This window comes from Arthrobacter sp. SD1074B, assembly GCF_056780195.1.
Genome location: NZ_JBRAZT010000001.1, coordinates 1,149,700 through 1,173,950, shown reverse-complemented (window position 1 = coordinate 1,173,950; position 24,251 = coordinate 1,149,700). Strand labels below are relative to the sequence as shown.

Below are 24,251 nucleotides of genomic sequence, written 5' to 3'. Positions count from 1 at the left end.
TTCGCTAAGCCGCGCTGTCGAACCGCTTCTGCCAATCTTCATGCTCGCGATCAGTGTAAATCCGGCGGGTGGTGGTCCATCGGGGCAGGTAGTCTGGTGCCGGAAACTCACGCGCCGGCATGGGCTTCGGCTTGGCAGCGGACTCCAGGACACCCTTGGGTGCCGGCTTGGACCGGAAGGGGCCGGACGTGGGTGGCCGCCGCATTTGACGCTCCGGATACGGGTCAGCGTCCTTGCTGACATGGACCTTCCACAGGACCCTGACGAGTATCCAAAGGATGAACCCCAGCAGGATCCATTGCCAGAACGTGACCACCAGCGCAACGGCGATTAGCGCGACTATAAAGCCGGCAGACGATCCGTCTTTTTTGCGGGATTTTCCCATGGCGGACACTATGGCATAGGCGTCCCGGCCGCAGATAGAGGACTTAATCCCTGGTCGACCGCACCGGAATTGTCCTCCGTGTGGTCCAACGCCCATCAGGTCTTCCCCTGGCCGCACTTCCCCGCAAGGATTCAATGGGCACAGGCTTCCACCGCCCCAGGAGGCACCGATGTCCGTCCCATCATCCTGGAGGTGGCCCTGGGGCGGTGGCTCCCGCTGGCGCTGGGGGCGCTGCCGCTGCTGATCACCGCCCTGGGCAGGTCCGGTCCGGCGGCCTCGCTCGCCGCGGCAAGCCTGATCCCGCTGATCACAGTAATCGTCTACCTGCTGGCCGCCCGGATGGCCCGGGGCAGTTCGACGTCGGGGAGCGTCCGGGCCGCGACCGTCTAAGCGCCGGTTGGCGGCAGCCCGGCCAGGAAGTCCTCCGCGAAGCGCCGGACGCCGTCCCACTCGGTGTAGACGTAGTCACGGGACATGTCGGTGTCCGGGGAGCCCTGGCCGCTCACGATCTTCTTCATCATGTGCCGCTTAAGGAACCCGTACTGGCTGTAGAGCAGCGCCCCGCCGAACAAGCCGACGTGCGCCGGACGCCACCCTGTTTCCTCCTCGAACTTCTCCACGTAGCTCTCCGCCCGTTCCTCGTCCCCGACCACGGCGAGGCTGACCGAGAACAGCGCCGAGGGGAGCCGTTCCAGTGCCGCCTTGTTCGCGCGGACGAAGTCGGTGACGACCCCCTCGTGCTTGCCCATGTGGACCGAGGCGCCGACGATGACGGCGTCGTAGTCGTCCGGGAGAACGCTGCCGGAACTCTGGAGGTCGGCGGTCCGGGCTTCGTGGCCGTGTTCACGGATGACGTAGGCGATGTACTCGGCGATCCGGGCGGTCTGGCCCTCGACGGTCCCGAACGGAAGGTAGATGTTGGCCATGATCCACTGTGCGAGCGCCCATCAGCGCCGGGCTAGGGCCGAATGTCACCGTGCGTAGCCCGGGGGCTGCGCCGAAGGTAGGCGCCGTCCGGTCCGGTTTCGGAAGGTTTCGGTAGGCTTCGGTAGGCTTCGGTAGGCTTCGGTAGGCTTCGGTCAAGCGACATCCCACGATGAAAGGACACGATATGTCCCTGCTCGATTCCTCCCTCTGGGAGGGCAAGATCTACCTCAACGGCTGGCGCACCGGCGGCGGCGGCACCGCTGACGCCGTCGAACCAGCCACCGGAGAGACCCTGGGCAGCTACGGCGTCGCCTCCGTGGACGACGTCCGCGAGGCGGCCACCGCCGCCGCCAAGGCGCAAAAGGAGTGGGCCGCCCGCAACCCCGAGGACCGGGCCGCCGTGCTGCGCCGCGCCGGCCAGCTCTGGGAGGAGCACGCCGCGGAGATCCAGGACTGGATTGTCCGCGAATCCGGCGGCATCCCGCCCAAAGCCGGGCTGGAAACGCACATCGCCGCGAACGAATGCTACGACGCGTCCGCGCTGCCCTCGCTCCCGGCCGGCGACGTGCTCACCTCCAACGAAAACCGCTGGTCCTTCGCCCGGCGCCGGCCGGTGGGCGTGGTCTCCGTGATCGCGCCGTTCAACTTCCCGCTGATCCTTTCGATCCGCGCCGTCGCCCCGGCCCTGGCCCTTGGCAACGCCGTGCTGCTCAAGCCGGACCCCCGCACGGCGGTCTGCGGCGGTGTGACCTTGATGCGGATCTTCGAGGAGGCCGGACTTCCACCGGGGCTGCTCTCGCTGCTGCCGGGCGGCGCGGACATCGGCGCCGCCGTCGTCGAGGCCCCCGAAGTCCGGGTGATCGCCTTTACCGGCTCGACGGCGGCCGGCCGCAAGATCGGCGAAACCGCCGGTCGGCTCCTCAAACGCGCGCACCTCGAGCTGGGCGGCAACAACGCGCTGATCGTGCTGCCCGGCGCCGACCTAGCCAAGGCGGCCTCCGCGGCGGCGTTCGGATCCTTCATGCACCAGGGCCAGATCTGCATGGCGGCCGGGCGGCACATCGTGCACGAGGACATCTACGACGACTACGTCGCAGCCCTCGCCGAGAAGGCCGGGCACCTGCCGGTGGGAGATCCGAAGAGCGGCACCGTGGCCCTGGGTCCGGTGATCGATGAACGGCAGCTGCAGCGAGTGGACGGGATCGTCCAGGACGCGGTGCAGGCCGGTGCCCGGCTGGCCGCGGGGGGCACCCACGACGGACGCTTCTACCAGCCCACCGTGCTGGTGGACCTGCAGCAGGACAGCCCGGCGTGGAAGGACGAGATCTTCGGCCCCGTGGCCCCGGTGATGAAGTTCTCCACCCTGGACGAGGCGGTGGCACTGGCCAACGACAATGAATACGGCCTGTCCATCGGAATCCTGGGCGACGTCGGCATGGCCATGACCATCGCGGACCGGCTGGACTCCGGCAAGGTCCACATCAACGAGCAGACCGTCTCGGACGAGGCGAACTCCCCCTTCGGCGGGACGAAGAACTCCGGCAACGGCTCCCGGATTGGCGGGCACCACGCCAACATGGAATCCTTCACCGAGATCCAGTGGCTCACCATGCGCCCGGACATCGCACCGTACCCGTTCTAAGACGTATTCGTTCTCCACGGAGCGAGGCAGGGGCGTGGGCGGCAGCTGCCTCCCACGCCCCTGCCTCGTTCAGCGCCCGCCTCGTTCAGTGTTCCGCGGCGAGATGCGTGGACGGGTCGAAGGGCTCGAACACCGACGAGCCGATCATAAAGATGCCGCGCTGGGGAATCCAGAAGTCCCCCAGCCGGTCCTGGACCGGCAGCGCCGAAGCCTGCCCCAAGCTATGCCCCTGCAAGTTCGCTGTGCTCTCGCGGACGAACCACATGTGGCGAGGACGCGCACCAAACGTCTGGCCGTTGGGCACCCGGCCCGTCAGCCCGATGTGCCCGGCACCCAGCACCGGGCCGGCAACAGCCCCCATGGCCCGCAGGAACGCCACGTTGCGCCACAGCCGTTCCGGGACCGACCCCGCCACGGCCGACATCAGCCGGGTGACCGGCGTTGCGGCAAGTGTCACGTCCCAGGCCAGGTCCACGCCCTCCCCGACCTCCACGCTGAAGGAGAAATCGTCGTGCCACCGGATGGTCATCCCGACGGTGGACGCGGACCCGAGGGCGCTGCCGAAGTAGCGGGGACAGGACGACGCGGGGGCGGTGGTGCTGTGCATCGCCCAGACGCCGGCGGGGTCACGGATCCAGACCGAGCTGTAGCCCGGGCCGACGGAGGAAGCGGCAAAACGCCGCAGAGCCAGGATGTAGCCGGAGCTGAACGGAACACCCATCAGGCCGAAGCCGGCAAAGCGCTCCTCCGGGCCGGAGGGCAGCGCGGGATGGTGTTCCACGGACTCAACCAAGCTGCGGGGACTCTGCATGGCTACTGCCTCCGTTGTCTACTACATGTGGACGTGCAGCCGCCGTGCCGCCTCGGAGATGGAACCGCTCAGCGACGGGTAGACGGTAAAGGTGCTGGCGACGTCGTCGACGTGCAGCTTCTGCGTCACCGCCAGGGAGATCGCGAAGATCAGTTCGGAGGCGTTCGGTCCCACTACGACGCCGCCGATCACGGTGCCGGAGCCCTTGCGGGCGAAGATCTTGATGAAGCCGTCCTTGTGGTTGCGCATCTTGGCGCGAGCGTTGCTGCGCAGCGAGAGCTTGACGACGTCGCCCTGGTACTTGCCGGAGTCAATCTCGGCCTCGGAGACGCCCACGTTGGCGATCTCCGGGGAGGTGAAGATGTTCGACGCCACCTGGTGGAGCTTGAGCGGGGTGACGCTGTCGCCGAGGAGGTGCGCGATCGCGATCCGTCCCTGCATGGCTGCGACCGAGGCGAGGGCCAGCACGCCGGTGCAGTCGCCTGCGGCGTAGATGTTCGGCGCGGTGGTGCGCGAGACGCCGTCGACCTTGATGTGGCCGCTTTCGGTCAGCGCGACGCCGGCCTCCGCCAGGCCGATCCCTGCAGTATTCGGGATGGAACCCACGGCCACCAGGCAATGGCTGCCGGTGATCCTGGAGCCGTCGCCGAGGGTCACCACGACGCCGTCGTCCGTGCGCTCCACGGTCTCCGCGCGCGCCCGGGACAGCACTTTCACGCCGCGGCGTTCGAAGACACCCTCCAGCACTTCCGCCGCGTCTGTGTCCGAGCCGGGCAGCACCCGGTCGCGGGACGAAATCAGGGTGACCTTGGAGCCCAGGCCGTTGTACGCGGAGGCGAACTCGGCGCCGGTGACACCGGAACCCACCACAATCAGTTCCTCCGGGAGCTCGTCCAGGTTGTAGATCTGTGCCCAGTTCAGGATGCGTTCGCCGTCCGGCCGGGCCGTGGGCAGTTCGCGCGGGTGGGCGCCGACGGCAAGCAGGATGGCGTCGGCTTCAATGGTCTCGGTGCCCTCGGCGGTGAGGACTTCAATGGTGTGGTTGTCCAGCATCTTGCCGGAGCCGAGCAGGATGCGGACGCCCTGGCCCTCCAGGCCTTTCTGGATGTCGGAGGACTGCTGCCGGGCCAGCCCCAGCAGGCGGTCGTTGATGTGCTTGAGGTCCGCGCGCATCGTCGGGCTGCAGTCGCCGCCGTCGAGGTCGAACTTCACGCCCAGTTCACCGGCCTCGCCCACGCGGGTCATCAGGTCCGCCGTCGCGATCAGCGTCTTGGACGGTACGACGTCGGTCAGCACCGCGGATCCGCCGAGCCCGGCTCGCTCAATAATGGTGACCTGCGCTCCCAGTGAGGCCGCGACCATGGCGGCTTCATAACCGCCGGGCCCTCCGCCAAGAATCGCGATACGGGGTGCACTGAAATCGGGATGCGTAGTCACAATCATCCATTGTCCATCATCCGGACCGGCGCCACCAATAAAGATGCTGGGCTGGGCGGTGGCGGCACGGTAGCTTGTACCAGTGAGTAATACAGAATTCCTGAACACGGACCCCTTCGACGCCGCCCGCGCCGCCGCCGACTACATCGCCGAAGAGACCGGCGTCGACAGCCACGACGTGGCGCTGGTGCTCGGCTCCGGCTGGGGTGACGCCGCCGAACTGATCGGCGAGACCACCGCCACGCTCTCCGCGGACGAGGTCCCCGGCTTTTCCTCCCCCTCCGTGGTGGGCCACGTCGGCACTATCCGCTCGGTGCTGACCCGCGAGGGCAAGCGCGCCCTGGTGCTGGGCGCCCGCACGCACTACTACGAGGGCAAGGGCGTCCGCGCGGTGGTGCACGGTGTGCGCACCGCGGCCGCCGCCGGCTGCAAGACGCTGGTGCTCACCAACGGCTGCGGCGGCTTGAACGAGGACTGGGCGCCGGGCACGCCCGTGCTGATCAGCGACCACATCAACCTCACCGCCACTTCCCCGCTGGAAGGCGCCACCTTCGTGGACCTGACCGACCTGTACTCTTCGCGGATCCGCGGCCTGGCCCGCGAAGTTGATCCGTCCCTGGACGAGGGCGTCTACGCCCAGTTCACCGGTCCGCACTACGAGACCCCGGCCGAGGTGCAGTACGCAAGGCGGATCGGCGCGTCGCTGGTTGGCATGTCCACCGCGCTCGAAGCCATCGCCGGCCGCCACGCGGGCATGGAGGTCTTCGGCATCTCGCTGGTGACCAACCTTGCCGCCGGCATCAGCCCGGTGCCGTTGAGCCACACCGAGGTCCTCGAGGCCGGCCAGGCTGCCGGCCCGCGCATCTCCAAGCTGCTCGCGGAGATTATCGCCAAGCTCTAGCCAGGCTTTTGAGTTATCCCTTGCGGCGCCGGGGCTGCGCTCAGCTGCCGGGGGCGGTCAGCTGCCGGACGGCCTCGGCCCGGTCCCCGGGGAACCGGCGCTCCATGGAGTCGGCGATGCCGGCAATGGTCTGCCGCGCCAGCGCCTGCCGCCAGGCCAGCTCCGCCTGCCGCATGGTCTGGGAAATCAGGCAGGTGCGGACGAAGTTCTCCTGCCGGTCCGCGTCCGGCACGTCGCCAAGGATGGCCTCGCAGCGGAAGGCCGGCTCCGTTCCCTCCAGGGCCAGCACCACGTCCAGCACGGTGATGTTCTCCGGCCGCCGCGCCAAATGGAAGCCGCCGCGCGGGCCGGAGACCGAGGCCAGGATGCCGGCCCGGACCAGGGCCTGGAGCTGCTTGTTCAGGTACGCCGCAGGCAGCTTGTAGAAGGCCGCCAGCCGGGCACTGTTCACGGCCTCCCCCGGCGGCGTCCACGACATGTTGACGCAAGAGTGCAAAGCCCATTCCACCCCACGGCCCATTTTCATATTCCAGACGTTACGTGTCCGCAAAATCAGGTGTCAACGAGCTGCCGCGCCGGCGCCCCGCTCCTGCGCGGATCTTTCGCTGACCCTGCGCCGAGCTGACAGTTCGCGGCAGTGCCGGCCGGAGACACTGCCGCCAAGTGCCACCTCGGTGGCCCCTTCGGCGGGCTTTTGGCAGCCCCTTCGCCGGGCGCCGGGTTGGACGGGCGCGGGCACCGGACGGGACCGGACGGGACTTCCGGGGGCCAGGGCGTGATGGAACTGTAAGCCCGGCCCGCGCTTGTCGGGACGCACCGCGCCGCAGTTTGACGCTAGTTTGGTACCCATGACGTCTTCCGATGCCGCATTGGCCCAACTGTTGAGCGACGCCCGTACGTGGGCGGCCCAGGACCCGGATCCCGCGACCGCCGCCGCGCTGACCGAGCTGGTCCGCCTCTCCGACGAGGGAGCCGCGGCAGCCCGGCAGGAACTCGCCGACAGCTTCAACGGCACGCTCCAGTTCGGCACCGCGGGACTGCGGGCGGCCCTCGGGGCCGGACCGAACCGGATGAACCGCGTCGTGGTGCGCCGCGCCGCCGCCGGCCTCGCCGCCTTCCTCGGCACCGCCGTCGCGCAGACCGCGCCGGGAACCCGGCCGCGCGCCGTCGTCGGCTTCGATGCCCGCCACAACTCGGACATCTTCGCCGAGGAGACCGCGGCGATCTTCACCGCCGCCGGCTTCGAAACGTTCCTGATGCCCGCCGCGCTGCCCACACCGCTGCTCGCCTACGCGGTCCGCGCCCTGAACTGCGACGGCGGCGTGATGGTCACGGCCAGCCACAACCCGCCGCAGGACAACGGCTACAAGGTCTACCTGGGCCGGCACGCCGTCGAGGAGAGCGGCCGCGGCGCCCAGATCGTGGCGCCGTACGATGCGCTGATCGCGGCGGAGATCGACGCCGTAGGGACGCTGGATTCGATCGCGTTGGCCCGCAACGGCTGGACGGTGCTGGCTCCCTCCATCGCCGCCGACTATGAGGCCGCCGTCGCCGCCCTGGCGGTCCCGGAGCGCTTCCCGGCCCGCGGGCTGAAGATCGTGCTGACCCCCATGCACGGGGTGGGCGGCGAGACCGCCGTCGCCGTGCTCAAGGCCGCGGGGTTCTCTGACGTCACGCTGGTGGCCGAGCAGGCGGAGCCGGACCCCGACTTCCCCACCGTGAATTTCCCCAACCCCGAGGAGCCCGGCGCGCTGGACCTCGCGCTGGAAACCGCCGCCCGGGTGGACGCCGACATTGTGATTGCCAACGACCCCGACGCCGACCGCGCCGCGGTGGCGGCAAAAGATCCGGACACCGGCGCCTGGCGGATGCTGCGCGGCGACGAGGTGGGCGCCCTGTTGGGGGCCCACATGGTGGCCCGGCTGGCGGCCGCCGGTGACGGGGCCGCGGGGGGCACCGCAGCCGGTGTCTTCGCCAACTCGATCGTTTCCTCCCGGCTGCTGGCCCGCATCGCCGCCGCTGCGGGCTACGCCCATGAAGAAACCCTCACCGGGTTCAAGTGGATCGCCCGTGTGCCGGGCCTGCTCTACGGCTACGAGGAGGCCTTGGGCTACTGCGTCGCGCCGTCGCTGGTGCGGGACAAGGACGGGATCTCGGCCGCCGTGCTGATCGCCGAGCTAGCGGCCGCCGCGAAGGCAGAGGGCAAGACCATCTTCGACACACTCGACGAGCTCTACCTGGTGCACGGCCTGCACGCCAGCGACCAGCTCAGCATCCGGGTGGCGGATCTGGGGCTGCTGGATGCCATGATGAACCGGCTGCGGGTCAGCCCGCCGGACTCGTTCGGCGGATCCGCTGTCGAAACCGCCGCGGACCTGGCCGAAGGCAGCGAACAGCTCCCGCCCACCGACGGACTGCTCTACCTGACAAAGGACCGCAGCCGTGTCATCATCCGCCCCAGCGGCACCGAACCGAAGCTCAAGTGCTATCTCGAGGTGATCCGCAGCGTCGGGTCCGCCGCCGAATTGCCAGAGGCGCGGCTCGAGGCCCGGGCGGCCCTGGACGGCGTCCTCGCCGATGTGCGCGAGGCACTGGGCCTCTAGAGCTCCACCTCCACGAAGCCGTCCGTGACCCGGACGGCGTAGGTGCCCAGGCGCAGCTCCGGGCTGCCGAGGCACTCCCCTGTTCCGAGGTCGTAGACCTCCTTGTGCAGCGGCGACGCCAGCGTGGGGCGGGCACCGCGGGAGCCCGTGATGCCGCGGGCCATGACGTGGGCGCCGGTGGCCGGATCGGCGTGCTCGACGGCGAAAACCTCACCGGCGGCGGTCCGGATCAGGGCCACCTGGCGTCCTGCGATCAGCGCGGCCTCGCCCCAGCCCGGCTCCAGGTCCTCGACGGAGCAGATCCGGTGCCAGCCGGTTCCGCGTTCCGCTGCGATGCGCTCCACGAAGCTGCGGGCTGCGGTTTCCAGTACGGCAGTCATGTTGGCCCCTCTCAAAGTCCTTACGGCCACTGCTGCGGCCATAACCCCACGCTAGGACCGTGGTGTTTCAACGGCGTGCGGCGAATGTGTCCGGCCGGTAAAAGAGACCTCACGCGGCCCGAAATGCGTCCGTGATGCAGAAGTTAAGATCACGAAACAAAAGGGAAACTGAAGCGAAACTGCCGGTCCCTAGGCTGAACGGACCAGCCGATCGATGCTGCTGAGAGCACGGGTCGATCGAAGCAGCTGGATCGAACCGTTGCAGCGCACCGCCCTGCGGCCCAACGAAAGGCCACCCGTGACCGGACAGACCGCCAGCCCCGAAAACGCTTCTTCCCCGACGGCATCCGGGCAGACCCCGCGCCGGGTCGTCGTCGCCGGCGGCGGGCCCGCCGCGCACCGCTTCGCCGACGCCATGCACGCGCGCGGCCTCGACGGCTGGCAGGTCACCGTCCTCACCGAGGAAGCCCACCTGCCCTACGACCGCGTCGCGCTCAGCAAGGCGCTCACCGACGCGGATGTGGACCTCACCCTCGGCAGCGCCTCGATGTGGGAGCACGAGGCCCTCACGCTCAGGACCGGCGAGCGCGTTACCGGCATCAACACCGCCGCCAGGACCGTGGAAACCGCTGCCGGCACCGTCTACCCGTACGACGAGCTGGTGGTCGCGACCGGCTCGGACGCGGCCCGCCTGCCCATTCCCGGCGCCGAACTCACCCACGTCTACCGCACCCTCGAAGACGTCTGGTCCATCAACCGGGCCATCACGGCACTTACCGCCAAGCTGGGCCGCAAGGTCAACGCCGTCACGATCGGCGGCGGCCTGCTGGGCCTCGAATCCGCGGCCGGCACCGAACAGCTCGGCGCCACCCCGATCGTTATCAACGGCTCCCCCTGGCTGATGAACACCCAGCTGGATGAGGGCGCCGGCCAGGCCCTCGGCCGACTGATTGCGGCCAAGGGCTTCACCGTCCACGGCGGCGTCTTTCCGGCGGAGGTCCTCTCCGACGACGACGGTCAGGTCACCGGCGTGCTGATGGCCGACGGCCGGAGAATCGACGCCGACATCGTGATCGTCGCGATCGGCGTGCGGCCCCGCGACGAGCTCTTCCGGGCCAAAGAGGGCGGAGAACAGCTGTTCGAGCTCGGCCCGCGCGGCGGCGTCGTCATCTCCGACGGCTGTGAAACGCAGGTCCCGGGCGTCTGGGCGATCGGCGAGGTCGCCAACTTCGGCGGCATGTGCCTTGGCCTGGTGGCCCCGGCCAACACCATGGCGGAGATCGTGGCGGACCGGCTGCACGGCGGGGTCGCGACCTTCCCTGGCTTTGACACCGCCACCAAGCTCAAGCTCTCCGGCGTCGACGTGGCCAGCTTCGGCGACGCCTTCGCCAAAACCGAACACGCGCTCGAAATTGTCTACGCCGACCCGGCACGCGGCGTCTACCAGAAGATCGTCACCACCGACGACGCCAAGACACTGCTGGGCGGCATCTTCGTCGGCGACGCCACGCCGTACACCTCGCTGCGCCCCATGCTCGGCCGCGAACTTGCCGCCGAACCCGGCGCCTACCTCACCGCGGCCGGCGGCGGCGGGGCCCCGGACACCGAGCTGCCGGACGACGCCGTCCTGTGCTCCTGCAACAACGTCGCCGCCGGCGCCATCCGCGACGCAGTCAACGGCTGCGGCGCTTGCGAGGGCAGCGCCCCGGTCCAGGAACTCGGCGAGCTCAAGGGCTGCACCCGCGCCGGCACCCAGTGCGGCTCCTGCGTGCCGATGCTGAAGAAGCTGCTCGAAGGCGAACTCGCCAAGTCCGGCGTCGCCGTCTCCAAGGCCCTCTGCGAGCACTTCGAACTCTCCCGGCAGGAACTCTTCGATGCCATCAGGGTCCTGGAACTGGCCTCCTTCGAGGACATCCTGGCCCGGTACGGCACCGGCACCGGCTGCGACATCTGCAAGCCCACCATCGCCAACATCCTCGCCAGCCAGCACAGCGCCTACGTGCTCGACGCCGGCCGCGGCACCTTGCAGGACACCAATGACCGCGCCCTCGCCAACATGCAAAAGGACGGCAGCTACTCCGTGGTCCCGCGGATCGCAGGCGGTGAGATCACCCCGAGGAAGCTCGGCGTGATCGCCGCCGTCGCCGAAAAATACGGGCTGTACACAAAAATCACCGGCGGACAGCGGATCGACATGTTCGGCGCCCGGCTGGAGCAGCTCCCGGAGATCTGGAAGGAACTGGTGGACGCCGGCTTCGAGTCCGGCCAGGCGTAAGGCAAGAGTCTGCGGACCGTGAAGTCCTGCGTCGGCTCGACCTGGTGCCGCTTCGGGGTGCAGGACGCCGTCGCCCTCGCGATCACGCTGGAACTGCGCTACCGCGGCCTGCGCAGCCCGCACAAACTGAAGATGGGCGTCTCCGGCTGCGCCCGCGAATGCGCCGAGGCCCGGGGCAAGGACGTCGGCGTGATCGCCACGGACAAGGGCTGGAACCTCTACGTCGGCGGCAACGGCGGCTTCCAGCCGGCGCACGCCCAGCTCCTCGCCCAGGACCTGGACGAGGAGACCCTGCTGAGGTACATCGACCGCTACCTGATGTACTACATCCGCACCGCGGACCGGCTGCAGCGCACCGCGCGCTGGCAGGAGGACCTCGACGGCGGCCTGAAGCACGTCGAGGACGTGGTGGTGCGCGATTCGCTCGGCATCGCCGCAGACCTTGAGGCGGCCATGGCCAACCACGTGGATACGTACCAGGACGAGTGGGCGGAGACGCTCAAGGATCCCGAACGGCTGCGCCGGTTCCGCTCCTTCGTCAACGCCCCGGACCAAAAGGACGACTCGATCTCCTTCGTCCCGGAGCGCGGCCAGATGCGCCCCGCCACCGCCGGGGAAAAGGTGCAGGCCGGACGGCAGCCGGTGCTGATCGCCGCCAGCATCCCGGTCCGCCCAGCCGATGCCGACGCCGCCACCGGCGCGCCCGCCGCCACCTCTGCTCCTACCGAAAGCCAGGCCTAACATGCAGCTCAGCGTCGATCTCACCGGCCGCGAAGTCCTCGTCACCGGCTCGGACACCGCCGCGCGGCAGGCCGTCCGGCGCTACCGGGCCGCCGGCGCCGTGGTGTCCCGGCTCAGCAGCCCCGACGGCGGAACGCACGACGGCCCGCTGCCGGAGCGGCCCTTCCTGGTTGCCGCCGTCGACGACGGCCAGCCGGGCTGGGCCGCGCTGCTGGAGCGCTGCCGCGCGACCGGCCTCCTGGTGGCCGCAGAGCCCGCCGCCGGCCCCGCCGGCCACGTCACCCTGGTGGGCGGCGGGCCGGGAACAGCCGAATTGCTGACCCTCGCTGCGGTCAGGGCACTGCGGGACGCCGACGTCGTCTTCTACGACCGCCTCGCGCCGTACCAGGAACTTCCCGGCCTCACGACGGCGGAGCTCGTGGACGTGGGCAAGCGTCCCGGACACCACCCGGTCAGCCAGGCCGGCATCGAAGACCTCATGGTGGAAGCCGCGCTGGCCGGGAGGAACGTGGTCCGGCTCAAAGGCGGTGACCCGTACGTCTTCGGGCGCGGCGGCGAGGAAGTGGCCGCCTGCGTGCAGGCCGGCGTGCCGGTCCGGGTGATTTCGGGGGTCACCAGCGCCATCTCCGTTCCCGCCGCCGCCGGGATCCCGGTCACGCACCGCGAGGTCAGCCACCTGTTCACCGTGGTCTCCGGCCACGCCCCGCTGACCGAGAAGGAACACACGCACCTCGCCGGGCTGGGCGGCACCATCGTGGTGCTGATGGGCATCGGTACCTTGCACCACCTGGCCGCCGGATTGCGCCGCGCCGGGATGCGGGCGGACATGCCGATGGCCGTCGTCGAACGCGGTTACCGCCCGGGCCAGCGGACCACCATCGCCGAGCTGGGCAGCATCACCACAGCGGCCGCGGGCTGCAGCAACCCCGCGGTGCTGGTGATCGGCGAGGTGGTCAGGGTGGCAGAAGCCAACCGGGGCTGCGCGGAAGCCGAAGCCGAGCTGGACCGCCTTGCCGCGTCCCTGACGGGAGCGTGAGCGCCGTGAGCGCCGTGAGCGCGCTGAGCGCGCTGGAAGCCCTCGCTGGCACTGCCGCGGACCGCACCGGGCGCCCGGACCGCACCGGGTACCCCGGGGGGATGCCGAACGGGACGCCGGCCGGGGACGAGGCTCCGGAGAAAGCGGAGCTGCCGCTGGAGGGCTTCCGGATCGGGGTGACCTCACACCGGCGTTCCCAGGACCTGATCGAAGCCCTGGAGCGGCGCGGCGCCGAGGTGCTGCACGCCCCCGCGCTGAAGATCGCCCCGGTCCAGGAGGACCTTCGGCTGATCGAGGACACCCGCGCCATCATCGAAGCCCGGCCCGAACTCTGCATTGCCACCACCGCCTACGGCATGCGCCGCTGGTGCGAAGCGGCGGACACCTTCGGGATCGGCGAGCAGTTGCTGGAAACCCTGGGCGCCACCCGGATGTTCGTCCGCGGCCCCAAGGCCCGCGGCGCGGTCCGCGCGGCCGGGCTGGCCGACGTCGGGATCAGCAGCGACGAAACCACCGCCACCCTGGTGAACATGCTGCTGGCCGAGGGCGTGCGCGGAAAGACCGTAGCCGTGCAGCTGCACGGCTACACCGATGTCCGCCAGCTGGAGCGGCTGCGGCTGTCCGGCGCCCATGTCATGACGGTCACGCCCTACCGCTGGGTCAAGCCCGACGGCGCCGACCGGCTGCCCCGCCTGATCGAGGCGGCCTGCAGCGGCAACCTGGACGTACTGACCTTCACGAGTGCGCCCGCCGTCGACGCGCTGTGGAGCACCGCGCATGAGATGGGCCTCTACAAACAGCTGGTGGAAAGCCTTAAGACCACGGTGGCCACAGCCGTCGTCGGCCCCATCACCGCCCAGCCGCTGATCGACGCCGGGGTGCAGCCGCTCATCCCGGAACGGTTCCGGATGGGCGCCCTGATCCGGCTGGTCTGCGAGCACCTGGCCCTGAACCATGTGCGGCGCCTGGACACGGCCTCGGGCGCAGTGGAGCTGCGCGGCCGGTCGCTGCGGATCGACGGCGAGGCCGTGGAACTGGCCCCGGCACCGCTGCTGTTGCTGCGGGCGTTGCTGGGCGCCGGCGGGGCCGTGCTCTCCCGCGAAGCGCTCTCCGAGCTGCTGGAACTGCGCGGGTCGGTGCACGCCCTGGACATGACGGTCAGCCGGCTCCGGTCCGCCCTGCCGGATGGAAGCCTGGTGGAAACGGTGGTTAAGCGCGGCTACCGGATCCGGGTGTGACCCACGGCATTACCGGCTGGTAACGGTTGGCGAACAAACCGGGAAAATACTGCAACAGGGCGGTAACCTCCGCGAAAAATCGGCCCCCTACGCTGGGGAACATCAAGAGCAGGGCCACATCCGGCCCACCAGCGAAAGGGCCAGCACATGTCCGTCACGGAAGCGTCCGCCATCCCCACCGAGTCCGCCACGTCCCAGACCCGGCCGCGGATTGTCATTGCCGGCGCCGGCCCGGCGGCGCAGTCGCTGGTCCGCCAGCTCACCCGCACCCCGTTCGCCGGCGGCATCACGGTGCTCAGCAACCGCGATGACGCCCCGGAGGAGCTGCTGGACCTCGCCGCCCTGCCCCAGGTGTCGGTCCGCTTCGGGCAGCCGGCCAGCTTCATCGACGCCGCGGAGCAGCGGGTCACGACGGCGGACGGGATGGAGTTCAGTTACGACCAGCTGGTGATCGCCACCGGCGCGGCGCCGGCGCTGGCGCCGGTCGAGGGCGCGGGGCGCTGCCTGAGCTACTCCACGATCGATGATGCCACCCGCCTCGGCGACGCCGTCAAGGACGTCACCCGGGTCCTGGGCCGCCGGCCGCTGGGCATTCTGGTGGGCACCGGCACCGCCGCGGGCCAGGCCGAAGCCGTGCTTCGGGCCCGCGGCGTCCGGCCGGTGCGCACCACGCTGCGCCCGTCCGCCGTCGTCCCCACCCCCGCCGGCTCCGCGCTGCCTGCCGCCGGGGTCGTCTTCGAGGACGGCTCCAGCATGAGCGGGGACCTGGTGTTCCTCGCCGAAGAACGCATCTCCCGCGACGGCCTCGCCCGCACCGCCGGCCTGTCCACCGCGGCGCAGGGCGGGATCGTGGTGGACAAGGACTACCGCACCTCGGTGCCGGGGATCTGGGCGATCGGCGACGCGGCAGCGTACGACGGCGTGCGGCTGGGCCTGCTGGTCGCCGCCGGTTCTGCCGCGGGCGTCTGCGCCGCCGGGTTGCTCCAGGCGTCCCTGTCCGGGCCCCTCGCGCAGGCGGCGTAGGGCCCGCGCCTGTCGGTCCCGTTATGGCAAGATGGTGCATTGAGAAGCCACGACACACGCCGTGTCAGCAGGCCAGGCCGGGCACCGCCCAGGGCCGGCAGGAAAGGGACCACCATGAGCAACGAAGCCACCACGGCTGCCGGCGCGGCCGGCACCGACCACCAAGTCGCCGCGGGCAACATTGCCTCCTACATCGACCACACCCTGCTCAAGCCGGAAGCCAGTGAGGCCGAGGTCCTGAAGGTCTGCGCCGAGGCGGCCGAGTACCACTTCAAATCCGTGTGCGTGAACCCCATCTGGGTCAAGACCGTCAAGACCGCGCTCAAGGGCTCCGACGTGCTGACCTGCTCCGTGATCGGCTTCCCGCTCGGCGCCACGCCGACCGACGTCAAGGCCTTCGAGGCTCGCGGCGCGGTGCTCGACGGCGCCGACGAGATCGACATGGTGATCAACATCGCCGCGGCACGCGCCAACGACAAGGGCGCGCTGGTCGATGACATCCGCGCCGTCGCCGAGGCCGTCCACTCCGGCGGCGCCATCCTGAAGGTCATCATCGAGACCGCGCTGCTCGACGACGTCCAGAAGGTCCTCGCCTGCGAGGCCTCGGTCGAGGCCGGGGCGGACTTCGTGAAGACCTCCACCGGCTTCAACGGCGGCGGCGCCACGGCGGAGGACGTCGCCCTGATGCGGCGCACCGTGGGTCCGGGACTCGGCGTCAAGGCCTCGGGCGGCGTGCGTTCCCTGGCCGACGCGCAGGCTATGATTGCTGCAGGTGCAACACGTATTGGCGCCAGCTCCGGCATCGCGATCGTCAAGGGTGAACAGGGTTCATCCGCGTACTGACCGCACCGAACACCGCCGCAGCCGCCACAGTTTTTAAGCCCCGCGGGGCCGAGGAGGAACGAATGTCCAGCAACACCACCAAGACCCCGCAGGGCGAGAACAGCCTGGCATCCAGCGTCGTGCTGTTTGTCCTGATGATGGCTCTGTTCTTCGGCGCCCTGTACTCGCTGTCCTTCCTCAGCCTGGGCAACCCGTGGCCGATGGCCGCCTGCCTGATCCTCTTCGCCCTCGCGTTCTGGATCCCGCAGACCATCACGGGCCGCTCCGACTCCGCGGGCGAGAGCTAGACCCGCTTCGTTTTGGCTTCCTGTTGCCCCGGCTGTCCGGGGCAACAGGCGTTTAAGCGGCGGATCTGCAAAAAGCGCGGCGGTTTCGGACACGGGCACCCCGGATCCGGGCCGCGCCCGTCCGGAACCGTAGCGTAAAGCGCGGGAGGGCCCGGAGCGCTGGCCTTAGGCTCCGACGCCAGCCAGGAGGCGGTTGACCAGTGCAGTCCCCAGCGCGAGCGCGGCCGGGAAATGCCCCTTGGCGACGGCGAGGGCGGCGGAGAACATCCCCACCATGGCATAGCCGCTGACCGGGATCAGCACAAACCACTCCCGCCGCGAACCGGCCCGGCCCAGCAGCGGGATGGAAAACGCCCCGTTGGCCTTCCAGACGTCCTTGACCAGCGGCAGCTTCCGCAGAAACTTCGGCGGCTTGACCACGAGCGGCCAAAGCAGCGGCACTCCCCCGGTGGTAATCATGTCGCCCACGATATGCACCAGGACCCCGGTCAGCATCGACACCGGCAGCCAGGTCCACTGGTCCGGCGCGAACCAGGTCACCAGCCCGGCCATGGTGAGGGCGAAGACCCAGTTGCTGATCCAGCCGTACCTGGGAAAGAGCTTCAGCGCCTTCGCGGCGATGTTGATCATGAACATGCACAGCAGGCCGGCCCCCACGGACAGCAGGCCCCAGTCAGTCTGCAGCTGCAGCTGCCCGGCAAGCGCCGCGAGCAGCACGAAGAACGCCGCGCCCAGCACCGAATGGGTGCCTTGGCGGTGGCCGCCGGAGGCGTTCTCGATCCCCACGGCGATGAGGTTGGACAGCGGCGGCAGGGCATGCGCCACGGTGCTGGAGCGGTGGTCCCAATCGCAGACCAGGGCCGTGCCCGCCGTCGCCATCCCGCCGATCACGATGCCGGTGGCGTCCAGCGGATACCAGCCCAGCGCGTACGGCCCGGTCGAGGCAATAGCCACCCACGCCGCGGCCCCGGACGCGGCGTGGTGTCCTCCCATCACGTTCTAGCCGACCGAGAGCGGGACGTCGGAGAAGATCGCCTCGATCACGCCGTTGGCCCAGGCCAGGATCTCGGCGTCCTGCAGGTCGCGGCCGCCGATCCGGGCCGTCTTCGGCTTGGGGATCAGCACCGCGTCCAGGGCCGGCTTCGCTTGCGAGCCCGGGTACATCCGCGCCAGCCGCATCAGCTTGGATTCCGGCAACTGCGCGGGCGAGAACTTGATGAAGTTGCCCTGCAGGGCGACGTCGGTCAGCCCGGCTTCGCGCGCGCCGACCCGGAAGCGGGCCACCGCGACCAGGTTCTGCGCCGGCAGCGGCAGCTCGCCGTAGCGGTCCACGAGCTCCGCCTCGACCTCGTCGATCGCCTCGTTGCTGAGCGCGGCGGCCAGCTTCCGATACGCCTCCAGGCGCAGCCGTTCGCCGGGCACGTAGTCATGCGGGAGGTGCGCGTTGACCGGCAGCTCAATCTTCATCTCCGCTGCCTTCTCCTCGGCCTCGCCGCGGTAGTCCGCCACGGCCTCGCCCACCAGCCGGATGTAGAGGTCGAACCCGACGCCCTGGATGTGGCCGGACTGTTCTCCGCCGAGCAGGTTGCCGGCGCCGCGGATCTCGAGGTCCTTCATGGCCAGCTGCATGCCGGCACCAAGTTCGTTGTGCGTCGCGACGGCCTTGAGGCGTTCCAGCGCCACCTCGCCCAGGGGCTTTTCCGAGGGGTACAGGAAGTAGGCGTAGGCCCGTTCCCGGCCGCGGCCCACCCGCCCGCGCAGCTGGTGCAGCTGGGAAAGCCCGTACTTGTCCGCGCCGTCCACGATCAGGGTGTTGGCGTTGGAGATGTCCAGCCCGGTCTCGATGATGGTGGTGCAGACCAGCACATCGAAGCGCTTCTCCCAGAAGTCCACGATGATCTGTTCCAGCCGGCTTTCGGACATCTTGCCGTGCGCCACCTCGACGCGCGCCTCGGGAACGAGTTCACGGATCTTCGCGGCGGTGCGCTCGATCGTGGAGACCCGGTTGTGCACGAAGAAGACCTGTCCCTCGCGCATCAGCTCGCGGCGGATCGCGGCCGAGGTCTGCTTGTCCGTGTACGGGCCGACATAGGTCAGCACCGGGTGCCGCTCTTCCGGCGGGGTGGCCAGGGTGGAGGTCTCGCGGATGCCGGTCAGGGACATCTCCAGGGTGCGCGGGATGGGGGTGGCGCTCATGGCCAGGACATCCACGTTGGTGCGCATCTTCTTCAGCGCTTCCTTGTGTTCGACGCCGAAGCGCTGCTCCTCGTCCACGATCACAAGGCCGAGGTCCTTGAAGGCGAAGTCCTTGGACAGCAGCCGGTGCGTGCCGATGACGACGTCCACCGAGCCGTTCTTCACGCCCTCGGCCGTCTCCTTGGCCTCTTTGGCGCCCTGGAAGCGGGACAGCGGCTTGACCCGCAGCGGGAAGCCGGAGAAGCGTTCGGTGAAGGTTTCGTAGTGCTGCTGCGCCAGCAGCGTGGTGGGCACCAGTACGGCCACCTGTTTGCCGTCCTGGACGGCCTTGAACGCGGCCCGGACCGCGATCTCGGTCTTGCCGTAGCCGACGTCGCCGGAGACCAGGCGGTCCATCGGGATCTCCCGTTCCATATCCGCCTTGACCTCGTTGATGGTGGTCAGCTGGTCCGGGGTCTCCACGTAGGGGAAGGCTTCTTCGAGTTCGCGCTGCCACGGGGTGTCGGGGCCGAAGGCGTGACCGCGGGAGGCCATCCGGGCCGAGTACAGCCGGATCAGTTCGCCGGCGATTTCCTTGACGGCCTTGCGCGCCTTGGACTTGGTGCTGGCCCAGTCCGAGCCGCCCATCTTGCTCAGCACCGGGGTGTCGCCGCCGACGTAGCGGGTGACCTGGTCCAGCTGGTCGGTGGGGACGAAGAGCCGGTCACCCGGGGCACCGCGCTTGGAGGGCGCGTATTCGAGCACCAGGTATTCGCGCACGCCGTCTCCACCGCCCGCGACCTTGCGCTGGATCAGCTCCACGAACCGGCCGATGCCGTGCTGTTCGTGCACCACGAAGTCGCCGGCCAGCAGTTGCAGCGGGTCCACGGCGTTGCGCCGCTTGGACGGCATCCGGCGCATGTCCTTGGTGGACCCGGCGGAGGTGCGGCCCAGCAGGTCGGCCTCGGTCAGCAAGGCCACCTTGAGCGTGTCCAGCACAAAGCCGCGGCCGACGGCGGCCGTGGTCACCTCGATCAGGCCCGGTTCCGGGTCGGCGTCGAGGGTTTCGACCCGGGCGCACGGGATGTCGTTGTCGTGGAAGAGCTCGGCGAGGCGCTGCGCCGGGCCGGGGCCCTCGGTGGCGACCACAATCCGCCACTGCTCCCGCACGTGCGAGCCGATGAAGTCCATCATCTCCGCCACGTCGCCCTGGTAGCCGCGCGGTTCGCGGGCGTGCAGGTTCAGCACGTCGACGTCGGGCAGCAGTTCCTCGTCGCTGGCGAGCGAGCTGATGGACCACCAGGACACGCCGTGCGCGAGGGCCGTGCTGCGGGTCTCGCCCAGCGAGCGAAAGCTCGCCGAGTGCAGGGCCGCCGAGGCCGCGGAGCTCAAGTCCAGCGGGGCTGCGCCGCCGTCGGACGCCGTGGACCACGCAGCCTCAAGGAATTCCTCGTTGGTGGCGGCGAGGTCGTGGGCGCGGGTGCGGACCTTTTCCGGTTCGATCACGACCGAGATGGAGCCCGCCGGGAACTGGTCCAGGAACGGCACCATGGAGTCGACCAGCACCGGGGCCAGGGATTCCATGCCTTCGACGGCGATGCCGCCGGCGATCTTCTCCAGCATGTCCGCCGCGGCCGGCAGCTGCGCCTTCAGCGTCGCGGCCCGGGACATCACCGAGGGCGTGATCAGGATTTCGCGGCACGGCGGGGCGTGCAGTTCGGTGGGGTGGTGCACGCCCGGCGCGGTCAGCGAGCGCTGGTCGGCGACGGCGAACCAGCGCATCTGCTCCACCTCGTCGCCGAAGAACTCCACCCGGATCGGGTGGTCCTCGGTGGGCGGGAAGACGTCCAGCATGCCGCCGCGGACCGCGAATTCGCCGCGCCGGGTGACCATGTCCACCCGGGCGTAGGCGGCGTCGGCGAGGTTCTTCACGACGTCGCCGAACGGGACGTCCTGGCCGACCTTCAGGGTCACCGGGACCAGCTCGCCGAGCCCGGCCACGATCGGCTGGACCACGGCCCGGACCGGGGCGACGACGACGCGCAGGGCGCCGCCGGCCTCGGGGTGCGCGAGCCGGCGCAGCACCGAGAGCCTGCGGCCGACGGTGTCCGAGCGCGGCGAGAGCCGCTCGTGCGGCAGGGTCTCCCAGCTGGGGAATTCCGCCACCGTGTCCGCCGGCAGGAAGGCGCCCAGCGCGGCGGCGAGGTCTTCGGCTTCGCGGCCGGTGGCGGTGACGGCGAGCACCACCGGGGCAGCGCCGTCGGGCGCGGATCCCGACGCGAGCCCGTCAGCCATCTCCGCCAGCAGTGCAGCGCGCAACCCGGCCGGGGCGCTGATCTGGTAGTCCTCGCTGCGGGCCGTGACCGGCCGGGATGCTTCGGCCTGCACCCGGGCGAAGGTCTTGTCCCCGGCGAGGACACGCCGCAGACCGGTGAGAGAGGGGCCGTTGAGGCTCATGGCGGAACTCCTGACGTGATCACGGGCATGCAGGCAACACGAATACCCGAAATTCGCAAGAATCCCGGGTTCGTCCAGCCTACCGCGACGCGGCGATGGCCCGGCACCCGGGGCTAAGCTGGCAGGACGGGCGCAGGCCGCTCCGGCTGCCGTCCGGCGGGGCCCGCGCTCCGAATGGCTTATAGCCGCTGGCTGATGTCCCCGACGAGAAGGAGCCACCCATGAACGGCACCCCCCAGGCTGCGAACCCTAAAACCGTGCTGGTGACTGGCGCCACCGGGTACATCGGCGGCCGGCTGGTCCCCCGGCTGCTGGAGGCCGGGCACCGGGTGAAGGTCCTGGTCCGCACGCCGGCGAAGATCGCCGGGGTGCCGTGGCTGGAGGACGTCGAAGTGGTCCAGAGCAGCCTCGACGACGGTGCGAAGCTGCGGGAGGCGCTGGACGGCGTCGACGTGTTCTACTACCTGGTCCACTCGATGGCTGGCGGCGCCGGGTTTGAGGCCAAGGAGAAGGCGATGGCCGAGACCGCCGCGCAGGCGGCCGCGGCGGCCGGCGTCGGCCGGATCGTCTACCTTGGCGGCCTGCACCCCTCCGGCGCCGAGCTCTCCACCCACATGCGTTCCCGTGAGGCCGTCGGCAAGATCTTCCTCGACGGCGCGGTGGACGCGGTGGTGTTCCAGGCCGGCGTCGTGATCGGTTCCGGCTCCGCGTCCTTTGAGATGATCCGGCACCTGTCCGAGACGCTGCCGGTGATGCCCGCCCCCAGCTGGGTGCGGAACAAGATCGAGGCCATCGCCGTGCGGGACGTGCTGCATTACCTCGTCGGCGCAGCGTCGCTGGAGGGAAGGATCAACCGCACCTTCGACATCGGTTCCCGGCAGGTGCTCAGCTACGCCGGCATGATGCAGGAATACGCGGCCGAGGCCGGGCTGCCGCACCGGGTGGTGCTGGCCCTGCCCATTCCCGCGCCGAAGCTCGCGGGCATGTGGGTCGCGTTGACCACCCCGATCCCGCTGTCCATGTCCCTGCCGCTGGTGGAGTCGCTGCAGCACGACGCCGTCTCCCGTGAGCATGACGTCGACTCCTACATCCCGCTGCCCGACGGCGGCCTGACCCCATACCGGCGCGCGGTCGCCCTGGCCCTGGGCAGGGAACGGGACGGGCAGGTGGAGACGACCTGGGCCAACGCCGGAGCCGACGCCGATCCGCTGCCCAGCGACCCGGACTGGGCCGGGCACCGCGTCTATGTCGACGAGCGCAGCTACTCCAGCGCGGTGGACCCGAAACACGTCTGGACCATCATCGAAGGCATCGGCGGCCGCAACGGCTGGTATTCGCTGCCGCTGGCCTGGAGCGTGCGCGGCTGGCTGGACAAGCTCACCGGCGGGGCGGGGCTGGCGCGGGGCCGGCGGCATCCGCACCTGCTGGCGGACGGCGAGGTGGTCGACTGGTGGCGGGTTGAGCGGATCGACCGGGGCCGGCTGCTCCGGCTGCGCGCGGAGATGCGCGCCCCCGGCCGGGCCTGGCTGGAGCTCTCGGTGGAACCGGAGGGCACCGGCAGCCGCTACCGGCAGCGGGCCATCTTCTTCCCGAAGGGACTCAGCGGGAAGCTGTACTGGCTCGCCGTGCTGCCGTTCCACAGCCTGATCTTCCCGGCGATGTCGCGGAATATCACCGCCGCGGCGCAACGGCTGGAGGCTGCCGAATCGGAACCGACGGGGCCAACCGCGTAGGATGTTGGGAGCCCGAAACGACCAGCCAGACCCCATGGAGGACCCCCCAATGGCCCTGAGTGCATCCACCACCCTGCCGCACAGCGTCGAGAGCGTCACGGCAGTCTTCGTCAACGAGGACTTCCTGCGCCACACCAGCGAACTCGTCGGCGGGACCCTGGAATCGTTTGCCGTCGACGGCGATCCCGCCGGCGCTTTCAATACCACGACGGTCCGCACCATCCCCACGACCCGGATGCCCGACCTGGCCCGCAAGTTTGTCGGCGAGAGCCTGAAGGTGACGCAGCTGGAGAGCTGGGGCGCCCCGGAGGCCGACGGTTCGCGGCAGAGCAACATCTCGCTGAAGGTCGCCGGCGCCCCGCTGGACGTCAACGCCGTGCAGCGCCTCGTCGCCGACGGCGGCAGCACCCGGATCGAGCTGGAAGGCACGGTCACCTCGTCCGTGCCGCTGCTGGGCGGCAAGATCGCCGATGCGGCCGAGCCGATGGTTGGAAAGGCCCTCAACATCCAGTCCAGCCAGGCCCGGGCCTGGCTCGAGAGCCACTAGCCGATGGAACTTCCCGCTGCACTCGCCGTCGTCCTGGTGGTGGCCGGCATCTGGTCCCTGGCCGTCTGGCCGCAGTTCTTGCGCCGGGTCTTGAAGGACCCGCGGGCACGCGACGCCGGCGGCAAGGCCACCCGCTTCCTCACCGTGCACGTCGTGCTGGTCAGCATCTCGATGCTGCTCGGCGCGGCGACGGCGGCGATCGGGATTGCGGGCCTGTTCTCCTAGGCCGGGGCCTTTCCCCCTGCCCAACTGGCTCGCAGTTGTTGCCGTATTGAGCGCTCAAAACGGCAACAACTGCGAGCCAGCTTGGGTTAACCCGGCGGCGGCACCGGGGGCTAGAATCAGGCCATTGCCAGTCCGCTGCCGAAGGGAAGATGCCAGTGCGGCCCCACCGTGTGGCCCTCTGGGCACTCCTGGCCTACCTCGGCGTGCTCGCCGCGGTGGCGCTCTGGCCGCAGCCGGTGGACCGGCCCGTGGCCGGGCTGCTGCGGTCGACGCTCCGCTGGCTGCACCACAGCGGCGTCCCGGGCTGGGTCGACTACGGCTTCGCCGAGTCCGCCGCCAACGTGCTGCTCTTCGTCCCGCTGGGCGTCCTCGTGACCCGGCTCGCGGGCCGGGGCTTCTGGTGGCTGGGGACGGCGGCCGGGCTGCTGACCTCCTGCGCCATCGAAGCCGCGCAGTTCCTTTTCCTGCCGGCCCGCTACCCCACTGCCGCCGACATTCTGGCGAACACCCTTGGCGCCCTGCTGGGGACCCTGCTCGCCGCGCTCCTGGGACGACGGCGGCCCTGACGGCCCGCTTCCCGGGCCG

21 protein-coding genes and 1 pseudogene are annotated in these 24,251 nt (G+C 69.9%); 14 read left to right on the top strand and 8 right to left on the bottom strand.

Features of this window, described 5'->3' with window-relative positions; genetic code table 11:
- Positions 1-4: 4 nt before the first annotated feature.
- Positions 5-385 carry a hypothetical protein gene (locus ACUYM2_RS05545; RefSeq protein WP_481599165.1) on the bottom strand — a complete coding sequence of 127 codons (381 nt, stop codon included), beginning with the start codon at positions 383-385 and terminating at the stop codon, positions 5-7.
- A gap of 78 nt (positions 386-463) precedes the next feature.
- On the opposite strand from ACUYM2_RS05545, the gene ACUYM2_RS05540 reads away from it, so the two are divergent.
- A complete protein-coding gene (locus ACUYM2_RS05540) occupies positions 464-775 on the top strand; it encodes a hypothetical protein (protein ID WP_481599164.1) in 312 nt (103 codons plus the stop codon).
- On the opposite strand, the gene ACUYM2_RS05535 is transcribed toward ACUYM2_RS05540, so the two are convergent.
- Positions 772-1,311, bottom strand: a complete 540-nt coding sequence (locus tag ACUYM2_RS05535) for a flavodoxin domain-containing protein (protein WP_481599163.1) — start codon at positions 1,309-1,311, stop codon at positions 772-774. The genes ACUYM2_RS05540 and ACUYM2_RS05535 overlap by 4 nt on opposite strands.
- 185 nt (positions 1,312-1,496) lie before the next feature.
- Here ACUYM2_RS05535 and ACUYM2_RS05530 point away from each other — a divergent pair, with 185 nt between their 5' ends.
- A complete protein-coding gene (locus tag ACUYM2_RS05530) occupies positions 1,497-2,954 on the top strand; it encodes a benzaldehyde dehydrogenase (protein ID WP_481599162.1) in 1,458 nt (485 codons plus the stop codon).
- Between the two features lie 85 nt (positions 2,955-3,039).
- Here ACUYM2_RS05530 and ACUYM2_RS05525 read toward each other — a convergent pair whose 3' ends face one another.
- The gene (locus ACUYM2_RS05525; RefSeq protein WP_481599161.1) at positions 3,040-3,765 is read right to left on the bottom strand and encodes a hypothetical protein; all 726 of its coding nucleotides are present in this window, start codon (positions 3,763-3,765) and stop codon (positions 3,040-3,042) included.
- 21 nt (positions 3,766-3,786) lie between these two features.
- Positions 3,787-5,202, bottom strand: coding sequence for an NAD(P)H-quinone dehydrogenase (locus ACUYM2_RS05520; protein WP_481599160.1), 1,416 nt, complete (start codon positions 5,200-5,202; stop codon positions 3,787-3,789).
- 82 nt (positions 5,203-5,284) lie between these two features.
- Here ACUYM2_RS05520 and ACUYM2_RS05515 point away from each other — a divergent pair, with 82 nt between their 5' ends.
- Positions 5,285-6,103: a purine-nucleoside phosphorylase gene (locus ACUYM2_RS05515; protein WP_481599159.1), complete on the top strand. Its 819-nt coding sequence runs from the start codon at positions 5,285-5,287 to the stop codon at positions 6,101-6,103.
- Between the two features lie 40 nt (positions 6,104-6,143).
- Here the strand turns inward: ACUYM2_RS05515 and ACUYM2_RS05510 are convergent, their stop codons facing one another.
- Positions 6,144-6,623: an RrF2 family transcriptional regulator gene (locus ACUYM2_RS05510; protein WP_481601415.1), complete on the bottom strand. Its 480-nt coding sequence runs from the start codon at positions 6,621-6,623 to the stop codon at positions 6,144-6,146.
- Positions 6,624-6,951: 328 nt separating this feature from the next.
- Between ACUYM2_RS05510 and ACUYM2_RS05505 the strand changes: the two genes are divergently transcribed.
- The gene (locus tag ACUYM2_RS05505; protein ID WP_481599158.1) at positions 6,952-8,706 is read left to right on the top strand and encodes a phospho-sugar mutase; all 1,755 of its coding nucleotides are present in this window, start codon (positions 6,952-6,954) and stop codon (positions 8,704-8,706) included.
- On the opposite strand, the gene nirD is transcribed toward ACUYM2_RS05505, so the two are convergent.
- Positions 8,703-9,086: a nitrite reductase small subunit NirD gene (gene nirD, locus ACUYM2_RS05500; RefSeq protein WP_481599157.1), complete on the bottom strand. Its 384-nt coding sequence runs from the start codon at positions 9,084-9,086 to the stop codon at positions 8,703-8,705. The two genes, ACUYM2_RS05505 and nirD, sit on opposite strands and share 4 nt — an antisense overlap.
- Positions 9,087-9,384: 298 nt before the next feature.
- Here nirD and nirB point away from each other — a divergent pair.
- The 6 genes and pseudogenes from nirB to ACUYM2_RS05470 all read left to right on the top strand — a co-directional run bounded on the left by nirB (position 9,385) and on the right by ACUYM2_RS05470 (position 16,529).
- A pseudogene (nirB, locus tag ACUYM2_RS05495) lies at positions 9,385-12,102 on the top strand (nitrite reductase large subunit NirB).
- 1 nt (position 12,103) lies between these two features.
- Positions 12,104-13,138, top strand: coding sequence for a uroporphyrinogen-III C-methyltransferase (gene cobA, locus ACUYM2_RS05490; RefSeq protein ID WP_481599156.1), 1,035 nt, complete (start codon positions 12,104-12,106; stop codon positions 13,136-13,138).
- Between the two features lie 101 nt (positions 13,139-13,239).
- Positions 13,240-14,376: a uroporphyrinogen-III synthase gene (locus ACUYM2_RS05485; RefSeq protein WP_481601414.1), complete on the top strand. Its 1,137-nt coding sequence runs from the start codon at positions 13,240-13,242 to the stop codon at positions 14,374-14,376.
- A 147-nt stretch (positions 14,377-14,523) separates the two neighbouring features.
- Entirely contained in the window at positions 14,524-15,399 is an 876-nt protein-coding gene (locus ACUYM2_RS05480; protein ID WP_481599155.1) for an FAD-dependent oxidoreductase, read from the top strand.
- Positions 15,400-15,513: 114 nt separating this feature from the next.
- Positions 15,514-16,242, top strand: coding sequence for a deoxyribose-phosphate aldolase (gene deoC, locus ACUYM2_RS05475; protein ID WP_481599154.1), 729 nt, complete (start codon positions 15,514-15,516; stop codon positions 16,240-16,242).
- 62 nt (positions 16,243-16,304) lie between these two features.
- A complete protein-coding gene (locus ACUYM2_RS05470) occupies positions 16,305-16,529 on the top strand; it encodes a hypothetical protein (protein ID WP_481599153.1) in 225 nt (74 codons plus the stop codon).
- 165 nt (positions 16,530-16,694) lie between these two features.
- Here ACUYM2_RS05470 and ACUYM2_RS05465 read toward each other — a convergent pair whose 3' ends face one another.
- Positions 16,695-17,522, bottom strand: coding sequence for a metal-dependent hydrolase (locus ACUYM2_RS05465; protein WP_481599152.1), 828 nt, complete (start codon positions 17,520-17,522; stop codon positions 16,695-16,697).
- A gap of 6 nt (positions 17,523-17,528) precedes the next feature.
- Entirely contained in the window at positions 17,529-21,161 is a 3,633-nt protein-coding gene (gene mfd, locus ACUYM2_RS05460; RefSeq protein WP_481599151.1) for a transcription-repair coupling factor, read from the bottom strand.
- 221 nt (positions 21,162-21,382) lie between these two features.
- On the opposite strand from mfd, the gene ACUYM2_RS05455 reads away from it, so the two are divergent.
- The 4 genes from ACUYM2_RS05455 to ACUYM2_RS05440 all read left to right on the top strand — a co-directional run bounded on the left by ACUYM2_RS05455 (position 21,383) and on the right by ACUYM2_RS05440 (position 24,232).
- On the top strand, positions 21,383-22,894 hold the full coding sequence (locus ACUYM2_RS05455; protein WP_481599150.1) for an SDR family oxidoreductase: 1,512 nt from the start codon (positions 21,383-21,385) through the stop codon (positions 22,892-22,894).
- A 49-nt stretch (positions 22,895-22,943) separates the two neighbouring features.
- Complete coding sequence (locus tag ACUYM2_RS05450; protein WP_481599149.1) at positions 22,944-23,441, top strand: DUF2505 domain-containing protein; 498 nt, start codon at positions 22,944-22,946, stop codon at positions 23,439-23,441.
- A gap of 3 nt (positions 23,442-23,444) precedes the next feature.
- On the top strand, positions 23,445-23,666 hold the full coding sequence (locus ACUYM2_RS05445; protein WP_481599148.1) for an SCO4848 family membrane protein: 222 nt from the start codon (positions 23,445-23,447) through the stop codon (positions 23,664-23,666).
- A 155-nt stretch (positions 23,667-23,821) separates the two neighbouring features.
- Complete coding sequence (locus ACUYM2_RS05440; protein WP_481599147.1) at positions 23,822-24,232, top strand: VanZ family protein; 411 nt, start codon at positions 23,822-23,824, stop codon at positions 24,230-24,232.
- Positions 24,233-24,251 lie beyond the last annotated feature (19 nt).

Bases quoted from the DNA above. Each gene is read 5' to 3' on its own strand.
- ACUYM2_RS05445 (WP_481599148.1), top strand. From the start codon at position 23,445: ATGGAACTTCCCGCTGCACTCGCCGTCGTCCTGGTGGTGGCCGGCATC.
- ACUYM2_RS05510 (WP_481601415.1), bottom strand. From the start codon at position 6,623: ATGGGCCGTGGGGTGGAATGGGCTTTGCACTCTTGCGTCAACATGTCG.
- mfd (WP_481599151.1), bottom strand. From the start codon at position 21,161: ATGAGCCTCAACGGCCCCTCTCTCACCGGTCTGCGGCGTGTCCTCGCC.
- ACUYM2_RS05470 (WP_481599153.1), top strand. From the start codon at position 16,305: ATGTCCAGCAACACCACCAAGACCCCGCAGGGCGAGAACAGCCTGGCA.
- cobA (WP_481599156.1), top strand. From the start codon at position 12,104: ATGCAGCTCAGCGTCGATCTCACCGGCCGCGAAGTCCTCGTCACCGGC.
- ACUYM2_RS05455 (WP_481599150.1), top strand. From the start codon at position 21,383: ATGAACGGCACCCCCCAGGCTGCGAACCCTAAAACCGTGCTGGTGACT.
- ACUYM2_RS05465 (WP_481599152.1), bottom strand. From the start codon at position 17,522: ATGGGAGGACACCACGCCGCGTCCGGGGCCGCGGCGTGGGTGGCTATT.
- ACUYM2_RS05535 (WP_481599163.1), bottom strand. From the start codon at position 1,311: ATGGCCAACATCTACCTTCCGTTCGGGACCGTCGAGGGCCAGACCGCC.
- ACUYM2_RS05450 (WP_481599149.1), top strand. From the start codon at position 22,944: ATGGCCCTGAGTGCATCCACCACCCTGCCGCACAGCGTCGAGAGCGTC.
- ACUYM2_RS05530 (WP_481599162.1), top strand. From the start codon at position 1,497: ATGTCCCTGCTCGATTCCTCCCTCTGGGAGGGCAAGATCTACCTCAAC.
- ACUYM2_RS05525 (WP_481599161.1), bottom strand. From the start codon at position 3,765: ATGCAGAGTCCCCGCAGCTTGGTTGAGTCCGTGGAACACCATCCCGCG.
- ACUYM2_RS05505 (WP_481599158.1), top strand. From the start codon at position 6,952: ATGACGTCTTCCGATGCCGCATTGGCCCAACTGTTGAGCGACGCCCGT.
- ACUYM2_RS05485 (WP_481601414.1), top strand. From the start codon at position 13,240: ATGCCGAACGGGACGCCGGCCGGGGACGAGGCTCCGGAGAAAGCGGAG.
- ACUYM2_RS05480 (WP_481599155.1), top strand. From the start codon at position 14,524: ATGTCCGTCACGGAAGCGTCCGCCATCCCCACCGAGTCCGCCACGTCC.
- nirD (WP_481599157.1), bottom strand. From the start codon at position 9,086: ATGACTGCCGTACTGGAAACCGCAGCCCGCAGCTTCGTGGAGCGCATC.
- ACUYM2_RS05545 (WP_481599165.1), bottom strand. From the start codon at position 385: ATGGGAAAATCCCGCAAAAAAGACGGATCGTCTGCCGGCTTTATAGTC.
- deoC (WP_481599154.1), top strand. From the start codon at position 15,514: ATGAGCAACGAAGCCACCACGGCTGCCGGCGCGGCCGGCACCGACCAC.